A 16,621-nucleotide genomic window follows, 5' to 3' on the forward strand; every position below is an offset into this window, starting at 1 on the left:
AGGGTAAGGATTTTGTTACCCTGTTTTTTACTTTTTTTATTTTAATTGTTTACTTGCAATGATTTTATAAGAGATCACGTCTCCTTTTGCAACTAATTGAATCATCTTTTTTGCTGAAACTTCTGAAGTTGAAAATCCTTTAGCTTCAGCTTTTTCGCTTTTTACTTCCCAGAAGTACAGTCTGCTTTCTTTTTTATTTAATTCACTTTTTAAAATGAAATAGTTGCTGATTTTTTGTTCTAAGACTACTTCGTTTTGTCCAACTAAATTGGCGCGTCTTTTAGCGTCAAATAATGTTTTTGCTGTGCCTCTAAATTCACCAGTAGTTGTTTTTACATACCAATCATAGACTTTTACTAAATCGTCTTTGGTCATTGTTGCAGTTGTTACACTGTTAGGTTCTGTTATTACTGTTGTAGCGTTAAGGTTTAATAATCCAAATACTACTGTTGCGATAATTAAAATTGTACGTTTCATAATTTCTAATTTTTAAATTGTTGTTTCGTTTTAAGTTGTGTTGCCTTTTTGGCTTATTCACCTTTATATCAAATCCATTTAAAAATTGTTACCCTATTTTGTTCAACTTTTTTTAAATTCGTTTAAAACAAAGGGTTTATGAGTAATAAAAAAGTACACGAAGACCAGAAGTATATAGATGGATTGGTCAATAATAATTCCTTTATCATACAGACTATATATGACAAGTTTGTGCCTAAAGTAATTAACTATGTAAAGCAAAATAGTGGTGACGAAGAGTACGCGCAAGATGTAGTGCAAGACACCATTATTACCATTTATAACCAAGCCACACAAAAAAATCTACAATTAACTTGCCCTTTTGATGCGTACTTTTTTTTGTTGTGTAAGCGTAAATGGTTAAATACTTTAAAAAAAATTAATAATAAGGAGGTAACAATTAACGAAGAGGTGTTATCTAAAGATGACGACGCAGCTCAATTTGTATTTGAAACGTCCATTTTTGAAAACAAGCAAAACCTATTTAATCAAATGTTTGACCAATTAGGAAAAGCTTGTAAAGACTTATTAAATGCAACTTTTAAAATAAAATCTATGGAAGAAGTCGCAGCAAGTCTTAATGTAAGTTACGCTTATGCACGAAAGAAAAAATCTTTATGTATAGGACAGCTAACAAAAATGGTACAAGAGTCGCCAACGTTTAATCAGCTAAATTATTAATGTTATGGAAGAACAAGATTACATCCTTTTTGAAGACTATTTATCAGGAAATTTAGATGAAAATGCTACAAATGCTTTTGAAACTAGATTAGAAACTGACAAAGCTTTTAAGCAGTCTTTTAGTATATATAAAGATATTTCTGCGCACTTAGATCACGAAATTGGTAACGAAGAAAAAACAATGGATTTTAGAGCTAATTTAGATAGCATATCTCATAATTATTTTTCAAAACTAAATGCGCAACAAGAAGAAGTAAACGTGAAAAAAACATCTGGTTTTTACAAGTTTGCAATAGCTGCAAGTGTTGCGTTGTTACTTGGTTTTTTTGTGTTTAATCAATTTTCAAGTGATCCAAGTTATTCAGATTTTGCTAATTATGATCAAATCAGTTTAACGGTAAGAGGCGATAATGATGCGCTATTAAAAGAAGCTGAAACTGCATTTAATACTAAAAACTACGAAGAGGCAGAGTTGCTTTTTAATCAAATTTTAGAAGAAGATTTTAATAATACTGAAGTTCAACTTTATAAAAGTATTACCTTAATAGAAACCAATCAATTTAATGAAGCAGATGAATTATTAAAAGCAATATCAAAAGGTAATTCAATCTATAAAAATAAAGCGATGTGGTATTTAGCCTTAAGCAAATTAAAACAAGATAATTTAGAAGCTTGTAAAAATATATTAAAAAACATTCCTGAAGACGCCGAAGATTATAAGCAAGCACAAAAATTACTCAATAAGCTAGATTAAAAATCAATTTTAAATAAGCCTTAAAAAGTCATCTTAAACAAGATGACTTTTTTACTTTTGCAACATGATAATTACAGATACCCATACACATTTATATAGCGAAGCTTTTGACGAAGACAGAGATCAAATGATGCAACGTGCTTTAGACGCAGGAGTGACACGTTTTTTTGTGCCAGCAATAGATAGCACTTACTCAGAAGGCATGTTAGCTTTAGAAAAAGATTATCCTAACAATGTGTTTTTAATGACAGGTTTACATCCAACACATGTAAAAGATAATTATAATGAAGAAATAGAGCATGTAGTAGACATGTTGGATAAGCACAAGTTTTATGCAATTGGCGAAATAGGAATAGATTTATATTGGGACAAATCCACATTGCCAATTCAGCAAGATGCCTTTAGACAGCAAATACAATTGGCAAAACAGCACGAGTTACCAATAGTAATCCATTGTCGTGATGCATTTGATGAGGTGTTTGAAATTTTAGAAGAAGAAAAAGGAGATAATTTATACGGTATTTTTCATTGCTTTACAGGTGATTTGGAACAAGCAAAACAAGCGATTAGCTATAATATGAAGTTAGGAATTGGTGGCGTAGCAACGTTTAAAAACGGAAAAATAGATCAGTTTTTAAATCAAATCGAATTAAAGCATATCGTTTTAGAAACCGATGCGCCTTATTTAGCGCCAACACCATTTAGAGGTAAGCGTAATGAAAGTAGCTATATCACCAAAGTATTAGAAAAATTATCAGATATTTATCAAGTTTCAGAAGAAAAAATAGCTGAGATTACTACAAAAAATTCAAAAGACGTTTTTGGGATTTAATCTAAAAATCATAAATCGAAATGACTAAAACCATACCTAACATACTTTTAATCTACACCGGAGGAACTATCGGTATGATAAAAGACCCAGAAACTGGAGCGTTACGAGCTTTCGATTTTAATAATCTTCTTAAACGCATTCCGGAATTAAAACTGTTAGATTGTAATATAGAAACCACATCTTTTAAAGATCCAATAGATTCTAGTAACATGCAGCCAAAATATTGGACGCAAATTGCTGAAATTATTGAAAACAATTACGAAGCTTTTGATGGTTTTGTCGTGCTTCATGGTAGTGATACCATGAGCTATACAGCATCAGCTTTAAGTTTTATGTTAGAACATTTAGCAAAACCAGTTATTTTTACTGGATCACAATTGCCAATAGGAGATTTACGTACAGATGCTAAAGAAAATTTAATTACATCAATTCAAATAGCATCGCTTCAATACTATAACAAACCCATAATTAAAGAAGTGTGTTTGTATTTTGAATATAAATTGTATCGTGCCAACCGAACTACAAAAATCAACGCAGAACATTTTGAAGCTTTTGCAAGCTTAAATTATCCAGATTTAGCAGAAAGCGGTGTACATCTTAAAATTAATAATGAATACTTGTGGAAGCCAAACCCAAGAAAAGACTTAATTGTACATAAAAATTTAGATGAAAATATTGCGCTTGTAAAACTATTCCCAGGTATCACAAAACAAATTTTAGAGTCAATTTTTAAAAGTGAAGGGTTAAAAGGTGTCATATTAGAAACTTATGGGGCAGGAAACTGCTCTACAGAACCATGGTTTTTAGATTTATTAAGAGAAACCACAAAAAAAGGAATACATATAGTTAATGTTACCCAATGTTCTGGAGGAAGTGTAATTATGGGAAGATACGAAACTAGCGAAAACCTTAAAAGAATAGGTTTAATCTCTGGAAAAGACATTACTACAGAAGCTGCTTTAGTAAAAATGATGTATTTATTGGGGCAAAATATTTCTCCTAACTTATTCAAAACCATATTTGAAACGTCCTTAAGAGGTGAAATGACCTAAAATTAACGTCTAAAATTTCAGCTTTAGAATATTTTTTTGTTATTTGCCGAGCTGTAAGAACAAATAAGTAATTACAGAGAGGTGGCCGAGTGGTTTAAGGCGCACGCCTGGAAAGTGTGTATATGTTAATAGCGTATCGAGGGTTCGAATCCCTTCCTCTCTGCGTAGTTTTTATTTCAGATTACATAAATTTTTATATCTTTAACACTTTAACTAATAAAATTAAGAAGAACAAAATGAAAAGATTATTTTCTATCCTAGCTATAGCATGTATTATGGCTTTCGGAACAGCTAACGCAACTGCAAATGCTGCAATGACAACTGCAACAACTGTAGTCTTAACTCAAGAAGATTCTAATGAAGCTGCAGATGCGCCAGCTGAAGAATTAGGATTCCACCAAGAACTTAAAAAACGTTTTATAGAAGGTGGACCAGGATTTATGGGGATTGTATTATTATGTTTAATTCTTGGTTTAGCAATTGCTATTGAAAGAATTATCTTTTTAAACTTATCTACTACAAATTCTAAAAAATTAACTCAAGATGTAGAAGACGCTTTACAATCTGGAGGAATTGAAGCTGCAAAAGAAGTTTGTCGTAATACAAAAGGACCTGTTGCTTCTATCTTTTACCAAGGTTTAGATAGAGCAGATGGAGACTTAGAAGCTGCAGAAAAAGCAGTAGTAGCTTACGGAGGAGTACAAATGGGACAATTAGAGAAAAACGTTTCTTGGATTTCTTTATTTATTGCATTAGCACCAATGTTAGGATTCATGGGTACGGTAATTGGTATGATCCAAGCTTTTGATAAAATTGAAGCAGCTGGAGATATGCAACCATCATTAGTAGCAGGAGGTATTAAAGTAGCCTTATTAACTACTGTATTTGGTCTTATCGTAGCAATTATCTTACAAATTTTCTATAACTATATTATTGCAAAAATTGATAGCATCGTTAATGATATGGAAGATTCTTCTATCACCTTAATCGATATGTTATCTAAGTACAAGAAATAATTCACTCAATTACTAACTTTAAAAATTAAAGATTATGCACAAGATTTTAAAAATAGTTGCTTTAGTATTGAGTTTAGCTGGTATAGGTTTATTAATTGGTATTTTAGCAACAGGAGACGAAGCTATTAAAGCGGGAGATAATGCTGTTGTAGACTACATGTCTTATGTAGCATACATAGTACTTTTTATTATCCTTTTATCAGTAATCATTTTTGTATTTAAAAATTTATTTTCAAATACTGGATCTCTAAAAAATACGTTAATAGGTGCAGGAGCATTCTTAGCAGTGCTAATTGTATCTTATGCTGTATCAGGAGGAGATACAATGGTTTACAAGTACGGAGGTAACCCAGCTACAGAAGGAGAATCTCATATGGTTGGAGCAGGATTAATCGCATTTTATGTGTTAATACTAACTGCAGCAGGAGCAATGTTATTCTCAGGTATCAAAAAATTAATAAAATAAATTATGGCAAAAAGATCAGCACCAGAAGTTAATGCAGGCTCTATGGCTGACATTGCCTTCTTATTATTAATATTCTTCTTAGTTACAACAACTATAGAAGTGGATTCTGGTATTAACTCTAAGTTACCACCAGATATTCCGCCACCAGAAGTTAAAATTAAACAGAAGAATATCTTTACAGTTGAGCTTAACAAAAACAACCAGATGTTGGTTGAAGGAGATTTAATGGAAATTAAAGATCTTAAAGCTGCTGCATTAAAGTTTATTGATAACGGAGGCGGGCAAAGCGCAGAAGGAGAGAGATGTGATTATTGTAGTGGAGAACGTAATCCAGAATCATCAGATCATCCTACAAAAGCGATTATTTCGATAACGCACTCTAGAGCTACAGATTATGAGACGTTTATAACGGTTTATGATCAATTAGTAAGCGCTTATTCTGAGTTAAGAGAAAAATTAGCTCAAAAGCTTTACAACCGTTCTTTTAAAGAAATGGAAGCAGCTTATGATGACTCTAAGTCTTCAGAGTTTAAAAGCGAGAAACTAAAAGATAAGATAGAGAATATTAAGAAAAAATATCCTAGAATCATATCTAAAGCAGAACCACAATTTTAATTAAAAACTATGTCAAAATTTAAAAAGAAAGGTAGTAATGAGCTACCAGCAATTTCTACAGCATCTTTACCGGATATTGTATTCATGCTATTATTCTTTTTCATGGTAGCAACCGTAATGAGAGACAGTAGTTTGAAGATAAAAAACAATTTGCCGTCTGCTGCAGATACTGAAAAATTAGGTCAGAAAAACTTAATCATGTTTATTTATGCAGGTCCACCTAGTGACAGTTATAAAGACAGATATGGTACAGAAGCAAGAATTCAGTTAAATGACAAACTTGCCGATATAAACGATATAGGTGTTTTTGTTGCTGCAGAACGTGCTAGTAAACGTGAAGAAGAAATTCCTAAGTTAATTACTGCTTTAAAAGTAGATAAATCAACAAATATGGGATTAGTTTCTGATATAGAACAAGCTTTACGTAAAGCTGGACAACTTAAAATTAATTACACTACTAAAAAAGGTAGTGCACTTAAATAAGAATACTCTTAATTTTATAACAAAAGGTGTTTTGATTTTCAAAACACCTTTTGTTTTTTATACCTTTATACTTATTAGTTTTAAAAATGAAGTTTAGGTTAATATTATTTTTTATACTTAGTTATACGTCTCTTTTGGCCCAAGAAGAAGAGTCTCCATTTCCTAACGTAACAGATTCGCTTTATAGAGAAGATCAGTTTTATTTAGGTGTTACTTATAACCTACTAAACAATAAACCCAATGGAGTTAATCAAAATAAATTTTCAAGCGGGTTTCACTTCGGTTTTATAAGGGATATGCCAATTAATAAAAAACGAAACAAAGCTATAGGAGTTGGTTTAGGTTTATCTTTTAATAGTTATAACCAAAATCTTTTAATTTCTGAAAATAATAAGGAGATAAATTTTTCTGTAATTAATGATGATGTTAATTACTCTAAAAATAAGTTTTACACTTCAATAGTTGAATTACCGATCGAGTTTAGATGGAGAACATCTACAGCAAAAGAATATAATTTCTGGAGAATTTATACGGGTGTTAAATTTGGTTATGTTTTTTCTAACTCTTCTAAGTACCAAGGAGAGCCTGAAAACATAAGAATAAAGCAAATAGATAGCTTTAATACGCTTCAATATGGGTTAACCTTAAGTGCAGGTTATAGTACTTGGAATTTTCATTTATACTACGGATTAAATCCAATTTTTGACAATAGTAATGTCAATAATAATCCTATTGATATGACTGATATCAAAATAGGTTTGATGTTTTATATTCTTTAAATTTATAGCCAATAATTTTCTACTATAATTTGTGGTATAGCGCCTATCATTAAGCCTATTATAAGTTCTTTAAGAGTATGAGCTTTTAAATATAGCCTAGAAGTAGCAATAGCGCCTGTAATAATAGCCATTAGTGCTAATGTGCCATTTATATTTTTGCTAAAGTGAATAGCAAATCCAATAAAAAACATAAAAACACCACCAACAGCAGTCATGTGTAAACTAACTTTAAATTTAGTTATGTTTAAAACTAAAGCGGTAATATTAGAGATTAATACACCAATAAAGAAGTAATATAATTCTATTATTTGATACGATGGAAATACACGGTATATAATTAAACCTATTATAAAGATATTAATTAGTAAAGGAAAAATTCTTTCTTCTGTACTTTTAAGGTAAATACTTTCAGCTTTTCCTAAGGTTTTTAATAAATAATAAATTAATATAGGTAAAAATACAGAAAGAATAGTAAGGGAAATAATTTTAGCATCAACCCATTGTTCTGGTATAAACCTTGGTGTTTTATGAAAGTAAAACACTACCGCAATTAAAGGCATTACAATAGGATGAAATATAAATGATATGCTTTTTATTAACCACTTCATTAAATGGTCTTTCTTAACCTTGCTACAGGTATATCAAGCTGTTCTCTATATTTTGCTACAGTACGTCTTGCTATAGGGTATCCTTTTTCTTTTAAAATTTTAGATAAAGCTGCATCTGTTAAAGGTTTTTTCTTGTCTTCTTCTTCAATAACAGTTTCTAATATTTTTTTAATTTCTCTAGTAGATACTTCTTCACCTTGATCATTAGTCATAGATTCTGAGAAAAATTCTTTAATCAATTTGGTACCATAAGGTGTATCTACATATTTACTATTTGCAACGCGTGAGACTGTAGAAACATCCATATCAATCTCGTCAGCAATGTCTTTTAAAATCATTGGTTTTAGCTTACGCTCGTCACCAGTTAAAAAGTATTCTTTTTGATAATGCATTATTGCACTCATCGTAACAAAAAGTGTTTGTTGACGCTGTTTTATAGCTTCTATAAACCATTTTGCAGCATCTAATTTTTGTTTTATAAATAACACTGCATCTTTTTGCTGTTTGCTTTTATCTTTAGACTCTTTGTAGCCTTTAAGCATGTTATTGTATTCTCTAGATACATGAAGCTCTGGAGCATTACGACCGTTTAAAGTAAGCTCTAACTCTCCATCAACTATTTTTATAGCAAAATCTGGTACAACATGCTCTACAATACGATTATTTCCAGCGTAAGAACCGCCAGGTTTAGGGTTAAGACGTTCAATTTCGTGTATAGCTTCTTTTAATTGCTCTTCATTGACATCAAACTTTTGCATTAATTTTTTGTAATGCTTTTTTGTAAATTTTTCAAAAGCTTGATCTATAATTTTAATTGCAAGCTCAATATCTGGATGTTTTTCTTTACGATGTAATTGAATACTTAGACATTCTTGTAGACTTCTTGCTGCAACACCAGCAGGATCTAATTGTTGTACTTTTTTAAGTATATTTTCTACTTTTTCCTCATCCGTATAAATGCTTTGTGTAAAGGCTAAGTCGTCTACAATATCTGATAAGCTTCTTCTTATGTAACCGCTTTCGTCTACACTTCCAACTAAAAATTCTGCAATATCTCGTTCTTCGTCAGATAGTCTAAACGTGTTTAATTGATTTATTAAATGTTGGGTAAATGTTGTTCCTGATGCATAAGGGACACTTTTTTCGTCATCATCTGCACTGTAATTATTTGCGCTTGTACGATAATCTGGTATCTCGTCATCACTTAAATAATCATCAACATTAATATCTTCTGCTTCAATCTTATCGTTATCTTCATAATCATCTTGACTGTTGTCAAAATTATCATCAAAATCGTCTTTTCTTTCTTCTTTACCAGTTTCTAGTGCTGGATTTTCTTCTAATTCTTGCTTTAAACGTTGTTCAAAAGCTTGTGTAGGCAACTGTATCAATTTCATTAATTGAATTTGTTGCGGAGACAATTTTTGCGATAATTTGAACTGTAAATATTGTTTAAGCATAAAGATTATGATGAATTATAAAAATAATAAAAAAATCCTACAAGAATTTAAATAGTTGTAGGATTATGATTTATTTAAAACTCTGCGTTTTGAGGTGTTCTTGGATAAGGAATAACGTCTCTAATGTTTGTCATACCTGTTGCAAACATAACTAAACGCTCAAACCCTAAACCAAATCCAGAGTGTACTGCAGTACCATATTTACGTAAGTCTAAGTACCACCATAATTCTTCTTCTGGAATATCTAACGCAGACATTTTTTCTTTTAAAACGTCTAAACGCTCTTCACGTTGTGATCCTCCAACAATCTCTCCAATACCAGGGAATAAAATATCCATTGCTCTTACCGTTTTTCCGTCTTCATTTAAACGCATGTAAAACGCTTTGATATTTGCAGGATAATCAAATAAAATTACAGGACATTTAAAGTGTTTTTCAACTAAAAAACGTTCGTGCTCAGATTGTAAATCTGCGCCCCATTCTTCTATAATATATTTAAATTTTTTCTTCTTGTTTGGTTTACTGTTACGTAAAATATCTATTGCTTCTGTATAGCTTACGCGTTTAAAGTTGTTTTCTGTTACAAACTTTAATTTTTCTATTAGGCGCATATCGCTACGTTCTGCTTGTGGTTTTGTTTTTTCTTCGTTAAATAAACGGTCGTCTAAAAACTGTAAATCGTCTTGGCAATTTTCTAAAACGTAAGTGATAACGCTTTTCATAAAATCTTCTGCCAAATCCATGTTACCTGCAAGATCCATAAAAGCAACTTCAGGCTCAATCATCCAAAACTCTGCTAAGTGACGTGAGGTGTTAGAGTTTTCGGCTCTAAATGTTGGTCCAAACGTGTACACTTTACCTAAAGACATGGCGTAAGTTTCGGCTTCTAATTGACCAGAAACTGTTAGGTTAGTTTCTTTACCAAAAAAGTCTTCTTTATAATCTACATCTCCGTCTTCTGTTAATGGTGGATTTTTAGGGTCTAATGCGCTTACGCGAAACATTTCTCCTGCACCTTCTGCATCACTTCCTGTAATTATTGGTGTGTGCATGTAGTAAAATCCGTTGTCATTAAAATATTTATGAATAGCAAAAGATAATGCAGACCTTAAACGCATCACTGCACTAAATGTGTTTGTTCTTGTGCGTAAATGTGCATTTTCTCTTAAAAACTCAAACGTGTGTTTTTTAGGTTGAATAGGGTAAGTTTCTGGATCAGAATCTCCTAAAATTTCAATATTAGTTACAGCAATCTCTACTTTTTGGCCTTTACCTTGACTTTCTACTAAATCTCCAGTAATGGCAACAGCAGCACCAGTTGTAATGCGTTTTAAGATGTTTTCATCTGTATTTTCAAAATCAACTACACATTGTATATTATTAATTGTAGACCCGTCGTTTAAAGCTATAAAACGATTTGCTCTAAAGGTACGTACCCAACCTTTTATATGTACTTCTTGAAATTTAGTTTCTTCTAATAATGTAGCGACTGTATATTGATTCATTTTAAAAAATTTTAATTCAAAAATAGAGTTTTTTATTTATTCCTTATCAGAAATAGATGTCTCGTCATTATCTTCTTCAGGAATAATATTTATTGCAGGTTTTTTTAATACTTCTTTATTGGCAATATTTCTTTCTAAAGAAAGTAGTAATGATGGTAACAATAGTAAGTTAGATAGCATAGCAAATAATAGCGTTACGGATACTAAAGCACCAAGTGCAACGGTACCACCAAAACTAGAAATGATAAATACTGAAAATCCGAAAAATAGCACTATAGATGTATAAAACATACTAACGCCAGTTTCGCGTAAAGCGCCATAAACCGACTTTTTAATTTTCCAGTTATTGGCTTGTAACTCTTGTCTATATTTTGCTAAAAAGTGAATGGTATCGTCCACAGATATACCAAATGCAATACTAAATACTAAGATTGTAGATGGTTTTATTGGTACGCCTAGATAGCCCATTAAACCTGCTGTTACTACTAAAGGTAAAAGGTTAGGAATTAACGATACAATAATCATTCTAAATGAACGAAACATATATGCCATAAATAATGAGATTAATAAAATGGCTAAGCTTAATGAAATGGCTAGATTTTTTACTAAGTATTTTGTCCCTTTTTGAAATACCAACGCTTTACCAGTCATAGTTACATTGTAACGTTCTTTAGGGAAAGTGTTATCTATTTTTTCTTGTAAATTTTCTTGAATACGCTCCATTCTATCAGTACCAATATCTTTCATAAAGGTGGTAATGCGTGCATATTGACCTGTACTATCTACAAAATTTGAAAGTAAATCTACGTCTGATGACGAATTTTTAGCATAGCTTAAAATAAAGCTGTTTTCTTGACTAGTAGGTAATTGATAGTATTTTGGATTTCCGTTGTAGTATGCTTGTTTTGAGTATTTAACTAAATCTACAACTGAAATTGGTTTTGATAATTCTGGAGTTTCTACAATAAACTCTTCAATTTTATCCATGCGTTTTAAAGTAGACAGCTTCATAACGCCTTTTTTACGTTTGGTGTCTACCATAATTTCTAATGGCATAATACCATTAAATTCTTCTTCAAAAAAACGAATGTCTTTAAAAAATTGTGCCTTTTTAGGCATGTCTTCTATTAAACTTCCAGAGATACGTATTTGATAAATCCCAATTATACAAACCACTAAAAGCACTAAGGACGTAATGTAAATGGTAATACGTTTTTCTCTAACCATATGTTCCATCCAATTTACAAAGCCACCAATCCAACGTTTGTTTAAATGTTCTAAATGTCTCTCTTTTGGATAAGGTAAAAAGGTGTAAATTATAGGAATTATAAGCAAACATAGTATGAAAATAGCAAGTATACTTAACGATGCCACAACACCAAATTCTTTTAATAACGTACTTTCTGTTAAAATAAATGTTGCAAACCCAGATGCAGTGGTAACGTTAGTCATTAACGTGGCGTTACCAACTTTGGTTATAACACGTTGTAAACTTTTTACTTTATTACCATGAGATTTTACCTCGTGTTGGTATTTATTGATTAAGAAAATACAGTTAGGTATACCAATAACGATAATTAATGGTGGTATTAATGCTGTAAGTACTGTAATTTCGTATTTAAGCATTCCCAGAAATCCAAGTGTCCACATGACACCAATACAAACGACCACTAACGAAATTAAAGTAGCTCTAAAAGATCTAAAGAATAAAAAGAAAATTAAAGATGTAACAACAAGAGCAGCTATTACAAAAAGATTTATCTCGTCAACAATATTTTGAGCATTTAATGTACGAATATATGGCATACCAGAAACGCGAACCTGCATATTATTTGTAGCCTCAAATGCTTTAATGTTTTCTTCAAGATTCTTTAAAACAAAATCTTTTCTTGCAGGTGTATTAACTATATCTTTTTTTAAATATATAGCAGTTCTAACAGTTTTACTTTTTTTATTAAATAAAAAGTTATCGTAAAACGGATATTTATTAAAAAGTTCGTCTTGTAAAGTTTCAATTTGAGCAATAGACTTTATAGAATCTTTTATAAAAGGTTCTAATTTAAATTGTTCTTTATCTGTATCTTTTACAAGTTTTTGAAGATCTTTTATAGAAATTACAGTTTCTACTTCTGGAGCAGATTTAAAACTTTCAGATAGGTTATTCCATGCATTAAGTTTTTCAACAGTAAAAAGTTTAGGGTCTTTTATACCTAAAACAATCAAATTACCTTCCTCACCAAAGACTTTTAAAAACTCGTTGTACTTAATGTTTACTTCGTGGTCGTCTGGTAAAAGGTTTGCTTCTGTGTATGTAAAACGCATGTATTTCCATTGCGTACTTAATAGAATGGTAATGACAATGATGCCTAATAGAATACCAATTTTGTTACGCAAAATTTTACGTGCTATAAAATCCCAGAAGTTATTTGAAAAAAGTTTTAACATATTGCTTCAAAAAATCATGCAAAGGTATGTAAAACCATTGTATTTACTAGGCAATCAAGGTTAAAAATGTTTTTAATATTGTTTGCTTTATAAATTTTAAAATATTTTAAAAGCTTTACATTGTTTAAAAGCAGATTTGTATTTAAATAAGTTTACAAAGTAATATTGAAAGTGAATTTGACAGCAATATTATCTTCTTCTTTTGGTAGGTGATAGGCACCATATCTGTAAGTAGCACTTAAGCCAAATCCAAAAAGTAATTTATTGATTTCAAATCCGGTTTCTGTGTAACCTTTGTCAAGCGTATTAAAATCAAGGTTTTGATGTCTGTTAATGTTACTCATGTTACCTAATGCATATCTAGAAATTAAAACTAATTGTGGTTGGTAACGTTTTGTAATTTTAAAAGGAGAAAAATAATGTTTTACAATAAATGTGGTAAACTTATCTGAGAAAAACTCGTTAAAAAACATAGTTTCAAAACTATTTATGCCGGCTACAGAAAAACGTTGCAAAATGGTTTCTTTTCTGATATTATTTGGGTAAGCATGGTATAAATGAGTTAAAGGCGTATCACCATGAGCAAAACCAGCAGTAAATGTTAGTAATGTATTAGCATTATTCTTATGGTTAAACTTTTGAATTGTTCTAAAATCTACTTTAGAAAAGTTAAAATCTGCACCAAAGACGTCTTTAAAACTTTTAGTGTATTGTAAAGTAAATTTAGGGAAACCACTTTTAACCAATGTTTGTTTGTTATCTTTTACATCAAATTTATCAAACGGATTATATTGAAAAGCTATCTTAGCAAGTGATACCTCAAACGCATGGTAGATAGAATTATTAGCAATAAAATTATAACTGTAAGTTGGGCTAATATTACTTGTTGAAAATTGAGTTTCGGTTAATAATTTAGGTGAAATTTCATGCTCAACAGATAGTTTTGTAGTGATGTGCTTATGAAATAAGTCTATGTTTAATAATCGAGGCTCAAAAAATTGAAAAAAGCGTTTGTCTAAAATAAATTGCGTGCTTCCTGTTTCTTGTAAATCATCAGTATATGAAAGGTTAATCCATGTATTGGTTTTTGGAGCAACTCTAACACCACCACCAATACTATATTTAGATTTTTTATCTACAAAACCATAAACTAAGTAAGCGTTAAGACGATATTTATCCGAAAACTCATTACTTGTCTGTCCGCCAAGTCCAGATCTTAAACCTTCGTATTGGTTAAACTTAACTAAGTATCTTAAATCAATATCTAAAAATTTAGTAGGGAAAAAACCATTACCTAAACGGTTTAAAAAGTTGGCTTTTTTAATTGAATCATTAACCGCAGCAGTACTATCTTTTGGTGTTTGAGAAAACGCAAAACTTACACTAAACAAAAATATTGTAGTGCATAAAAGTAGGGTAGTAGTGTATTTGTGTTTTAACATTCAAACTAAAAACGATCCAAAATAAAATATATTAAAAAAGAAGAAATAAAAAAAAGCGACTTTAACAGTCGCTTAAATCATTAAACGGTCATAATTTCTTTTTCCTTAACCGCTAAAATCTCGTCAATTTTTTTAACGTATTTATCTGTTAAATCTTGTATATCTGCTTCAGCATTTTTTTGTACATCTTCAGAAGCATCATCTGTTTTTTTAATGTCGTTATTAGCTTCTTTTCTTGCGTTTCTTACTCCAATTTTAGCATCTTCTGCTTCAGCTTTTGCTTGTTTTGCTAAATCACGTCTGCGTTCTTCAGTTAATGGTGGTACATTAATAATTATAAAATCACCATTATTCATTGGGTTAAAACCAAGGTTAGCATTCATAATTGCTTTTTCAATTTCTTGAAGCATATTTTTTTCCCAAGGTTGAACGCTAATGGTTCTTCCATCTGGAGTGTTTACGTTTGCAACTTGACTTAATGGTGTTTGAGATCCATAATAATCAACCATTACACTACCTAACATTGCAGGACTAGCTTTACCTGCGCGAATGTTTAAAAATTGTTTTTCTAAGTGTTTTACTGCTTTATCCATTGCTTCTTTAGCAGTATCTATAATAAATGTAATTTCTTCCATAGTATGTATTTATTATCGAAGCTCTTTCAATAATTGAGCCAATTTTTAAAATTGAAATATATAAAACTTATAAATTAACTTCTGTTCCAATGTTTTCTCCTGAAACTACTTTTAGCAAATTACCTCTTTTGTTCATATCAAAAACTATGATTGGTAATTTGTTTTCTTGGCTTAAAGTAAATGCTGTAGTATCCATTACTTTTAAGCCTTGTCTAATGACATCATCAAAAGTGATGTGGTCAAATTTTATTGCAGATTTATCTTTTTCTGGGTCTGCATTATAAATTCCGTCTACTCTTGTTCCTTTTAAAATGACATCTGCTTCAATTTCGATTGCTCTTAAAACTGCAGCAGAATCTGTTGTAAAGTATGGGTTACCAGTTCCTCCACCAAAAATAACAACACGTCCTTTTCTTAAGTGGCTTAAAGCTTTTCTTCTAATAAAAGGCTCGGCAACTTCATTAATTTTGATGGCTGTTTGAAGTCTAGTTTTTACATCGGCGTCTTCTAAAGCGCTTTGTAAAGCTAAACCGTTTATTACTGTGGCAAGCATACCCATATGGTCACCTTGTACACGATCCATACCGTTACTTGCTCCTGCAACACCTCTAAAGATATTACCGCCACCAATAACTATGGCAACTTCAACGCCTTTATCGGTAAGTTGTTTGATGTCTTCTGCATATTCTGCTAATCGTTCTGGATCTATACCATATTGGCGCTTACCCATAAGAGCTTCACCAGATAGTTTTAGTAAAATTCGGTTGTATTTCATTTTAATTTCGAAAGTTTAGCAAAGCTACATAATTTTTTGAAATCAAATATTTGTAATTTGTTTTTTTAAGTAAGTGCGTTTTATTTTATTATTTGATGTGGTAAAAACCGTAAATTTTGAATAAAGTGTCATTTTTTTTTTTTTGGTTATATTTTTTATAGTTTTAGAAAACAAAACTTAAAACATATTGATTATCAGTCTGTCAAATTTTTTTGTTAGGTATTGTTGCAACTTAATCAGTACTGATTTTTATTTTAAACTAAGACTGTTTTTATTAATCTTTTGATCTGTAATGATCATCTATAAACATTTTTAATTATGAGAAAATTAAAAACAATAATGTTAGGCGTATTATTTATGTCTGGCTTATCAGCTATGGCTACAAAATCAGATAAATCTGTTAATTCACCTAAAACAGATTTGAAAAAAAATGTGCCATGTCCTACAGTATACACAGTTTGTGATAATGCTCATCCTGACAACTTTGAAGCATTTGCTAATTGTATGGAAGCTAATGGTTGTGGATAGTTAAACTAAGGTCTATGCTTTTGCTTAAA

At 30.7% G+C, this 16,621-nt stretch carries 18 protein-coding genes and 1 tRNA gene; 11 read left to right on the forward strand and 8 right to left on the reverse strand.

Annotation, left to right across the window (positions count from 1 at the left end):
• Positions 1 to 36: 36 nt before the first annotated feature.
• Positions 37 to 477, reverse strand: a complete 441-nt coding sequence (locus WA340_RS07125; protein ID WP_336128150.1) for a hypothetical protein — start codon at positions 475 to 477, stop codon at positions 37 to 39.
• 138 nt (positions 478 to 615) lie between these two features.
• Here WA340_RS07125 and WA340_RS07130 point away from each other — a divergent pair, with 138 nt between their 5' ends.
• From WA340_RS07130 to WA340_RS07175, 10 genes are all read left to right on the forward strand, one after another.
• Positions 616 to 1,197, forward strand: coding sequence for an RNA polymerase sigma factor (locus WA340_RS07130; protein WP_336128152.1), 582 nt, complete (start codon positions 616 to 618; stop codon positions 1,195 to 1,197).
• 4 nt (positions 1,198 to 1,201) lie between these two features.
• Positions 1,202 to 1,951 carry a tetratricopeptide repeat protein gene (locus tag WA340_RS07135; protein ID WP_336128154.1) on the forward strand — a complete coding sequence of 250 codons (750 nt, stop codon included), beginning with the start codon at positions 1,202 to 1,204 and terminating at the stop codon, positions 1,949 to 1,951.
• A 64-nt stretch (positions 1,952 to 2,015) separates the two neighbouring features.
• The gene (locus WA340_RS07140) at positions 2,016 to 2,783 is read left to right on the forward strand and encodes a TatD family hydrolase (RefSeq protein WP_336128156.1); all 768 of its coding nucleotides are present in this window, start codon (positions 2,016 to 2,018) and stop codon (positions 2,781 to 2,783) included.
• Between the two features lie 20 nt (positions 2,784 to 2,803).
• Positions 2,804 to 3,835 carry an asparaginase gene (locus WA340_RS07145; RefSeq protein WP_336128157.1) on the forward strand — a complete coding sequence of 344 codons (1,032 nt, stop codon included), beginning with the start codon at positions 2,804 to 2,806 and terminating at the stop codon, positions 3,833 to 3,835.
• 75 nt (positions 3,836 to 3,910) lie between these two features.
• A tRNA-Ser gene (locus tag WA340_RS07150) sits at positions 3,911 to 3,998 on the forward strand.
• Between the two features lie 73 nt (positions 3,999 to 4,071).
• Positions 4,072 to 4,851 (forward strand): MotA/TolQ/ExbB proton channel family protein, encoded by a 780-nt coding sequence (locus WA340_RS07155; RefSeq protein ID WP_027879492.1) that lies wholly within the window; start codon positions 4,072 to 4,074, stop codon positions 4,849 to 4,851.
• A 34-nt stretch (positions 4,852 to 4,885) separates the two neighbouring features.
• A complete protein-coding gene (locus WA340_RS07160) occupies positions 4,886 to 5,317 on the forward strand; it encodes a hypothetical protein (RefSeq protein WP_336128159.1) in 432 nt (143 codons plus the stop codon).
• A gap of 3 nt (positions 5,318 to 5,320) precedes the next feature.
• Positions 5,321 to 5,932 carry an ExbD/TolR family protein gene (locus WA340_RS07165; protein WP_336128161.1) on the forward strand — a complete coding sequence of 204 codons (612 nt, stop codon included), beginning with the start codon at positions 5,321 to 5,323 and terminating at the stop codon, positions 5,930 to 5,932.
• 9 nt (positions 5,933 to 5,941) lie between these two features.
• A complete protein-coding gene (locus WA340_RS07170; protein ID WP_027879489.1) occupies positions 5,942 to 6,415 on the forward strand; it encodes an ExbD/TolR family protein in 474 nt (157 codons plus the stop codon).
• 86 nt (positions 6,416 to 6,501) lie between these two features.
• Positions 6,502 to 7,194 (forward strand): porin family protein, encoded by a 693-nt coding sequence (locus tag WA340_RS07175; protein WP_336128163.1) that lies wholly within the window; start codon positions 6,502 to 6,504, stop codon positions 7,192 to 7,194.
• 2 nt (positions 7,195 to 7,196) lie between these two features.
• Here the strand turns inward: WA340_RS07175 and WA340_RS07180 are convergent, their stop codons facing one another.
• From WA340_RS07180 to pyrH, 7 genes are all read right to left on the reverse strand, one after another.
• The gene (locus WA340_RS07180; RefSeq protein WP_027879487.1) at positions 7,197 to 7,802 is read right to left on the reverse strand and encodes a hypothetical protein; all 606 of its coding nucleotides are present in this window, start codon (positions 7,800 to 7,802) and stop codon (positions 7,197 to 7,199) included.
• Positions 7,802 to 9,262, reverse strand: coding sequence for an RNA polymerase factor sigma-54 (rpoN, locus tag WA340_RS07185; RefSeq protein ID WP_336128165.1), 1,461 nt, complete (start codon positions 9,260 to 9,262; stop codon positions 7,802 to 7,804). Before rpoN ends, WA340_RS07180 begins: the two co-directional genes overlap by 1 nt.
• Positions 9,263 to 9,336: 74 nt before the next feature.
• On the reverse strand, positions 9,337 to 10,767 hold the full coding sequence (gene asnS / locus WA340_RS07190; protein ID WP_336128166.1) for an asparagine--tRNA ligase: 1,431 nt from the start codon (positions 10,765 to 10,767) through the stop codon (positions 9,337 to 9,339).
• Between the two features lie 36 nt (positions 10,768 to 10,803).
• Positions 10,804 to 13,212 carry an efflux RND transporter permease subunit gene (locus WA340_RS07195; RefSeq protein ID WP_336128168.1) on the reverse strand — a complete coding sequence of 803 codons (2,409 nt, stop codon included), beginning with the start codon at positions 13,210 to 13,212 and terminating at the stop codon, positions 10,804 to 10,806.
• 152 nt (positions 13,213 to 13,364) lie between these two features.
• Positions 13,365 to 14,654 (reverse strand): hypothetical protein, encoded by a 1,290-nt coding sequence (locus WA340_RS07200; protein ID WP_336128169.1) that lies wholly within the window; start codon positions 14,652 to 14,654, stop codon positions 13,365 to 13,367.
• Positions 14,655 to 14,734: 80 nt separating this feature from the next.
• On the reverse strand, positions 14,735 to 15,289 hold the full coding sequence (gene frr / locus WA340_RS07205) for a ribosome recycling factor (protein WP_336128170.1): 555 nt from the start codon (positions 15,287 to 15,289) through the stop codon (positions 14,735 to 14,737).
• Between the two features lie 67 nt (positions 15,290 to 15,356).
• Entirely contained in the window at positions 15,357 to 16,064 is a 708-nt protein-coding gene (gene pyrH / locus WA340_RS07210; protein ID WP_027879481.1) for a UMP kinase, read from the reverse strand.
• 318 nt (positions 16,065 to 16,382) lie between these two features.
• On the opposite strand from pyrH, the gene WA340_RS07215 reads away from it, so the two are divergent.
• Positions 16,383 to 16,592, forward strand: coding sequence for a hypothetical protein (locus tag WA340_RS07215; protein WP_336128172.1), 210 nt, complete (start codon positions 16,383 to 16,385; stop codon positions 16,590 to 16,592).
• The last annotated feature ends 29 nt before the right edge of the window (positions 16,593 to 16,621 follow it).

This window comes from Mesoflavibacter sp. CH_XMU1422-2 (assembly GCF_037029245.1).
GTDB lineage: Bacteria > Bacteroidota > Bacteroidia > Flavobacteriales > Flavobacteriaceae > Mesoflavibacter > Mesoflavibacter zeaxanthinifaciens.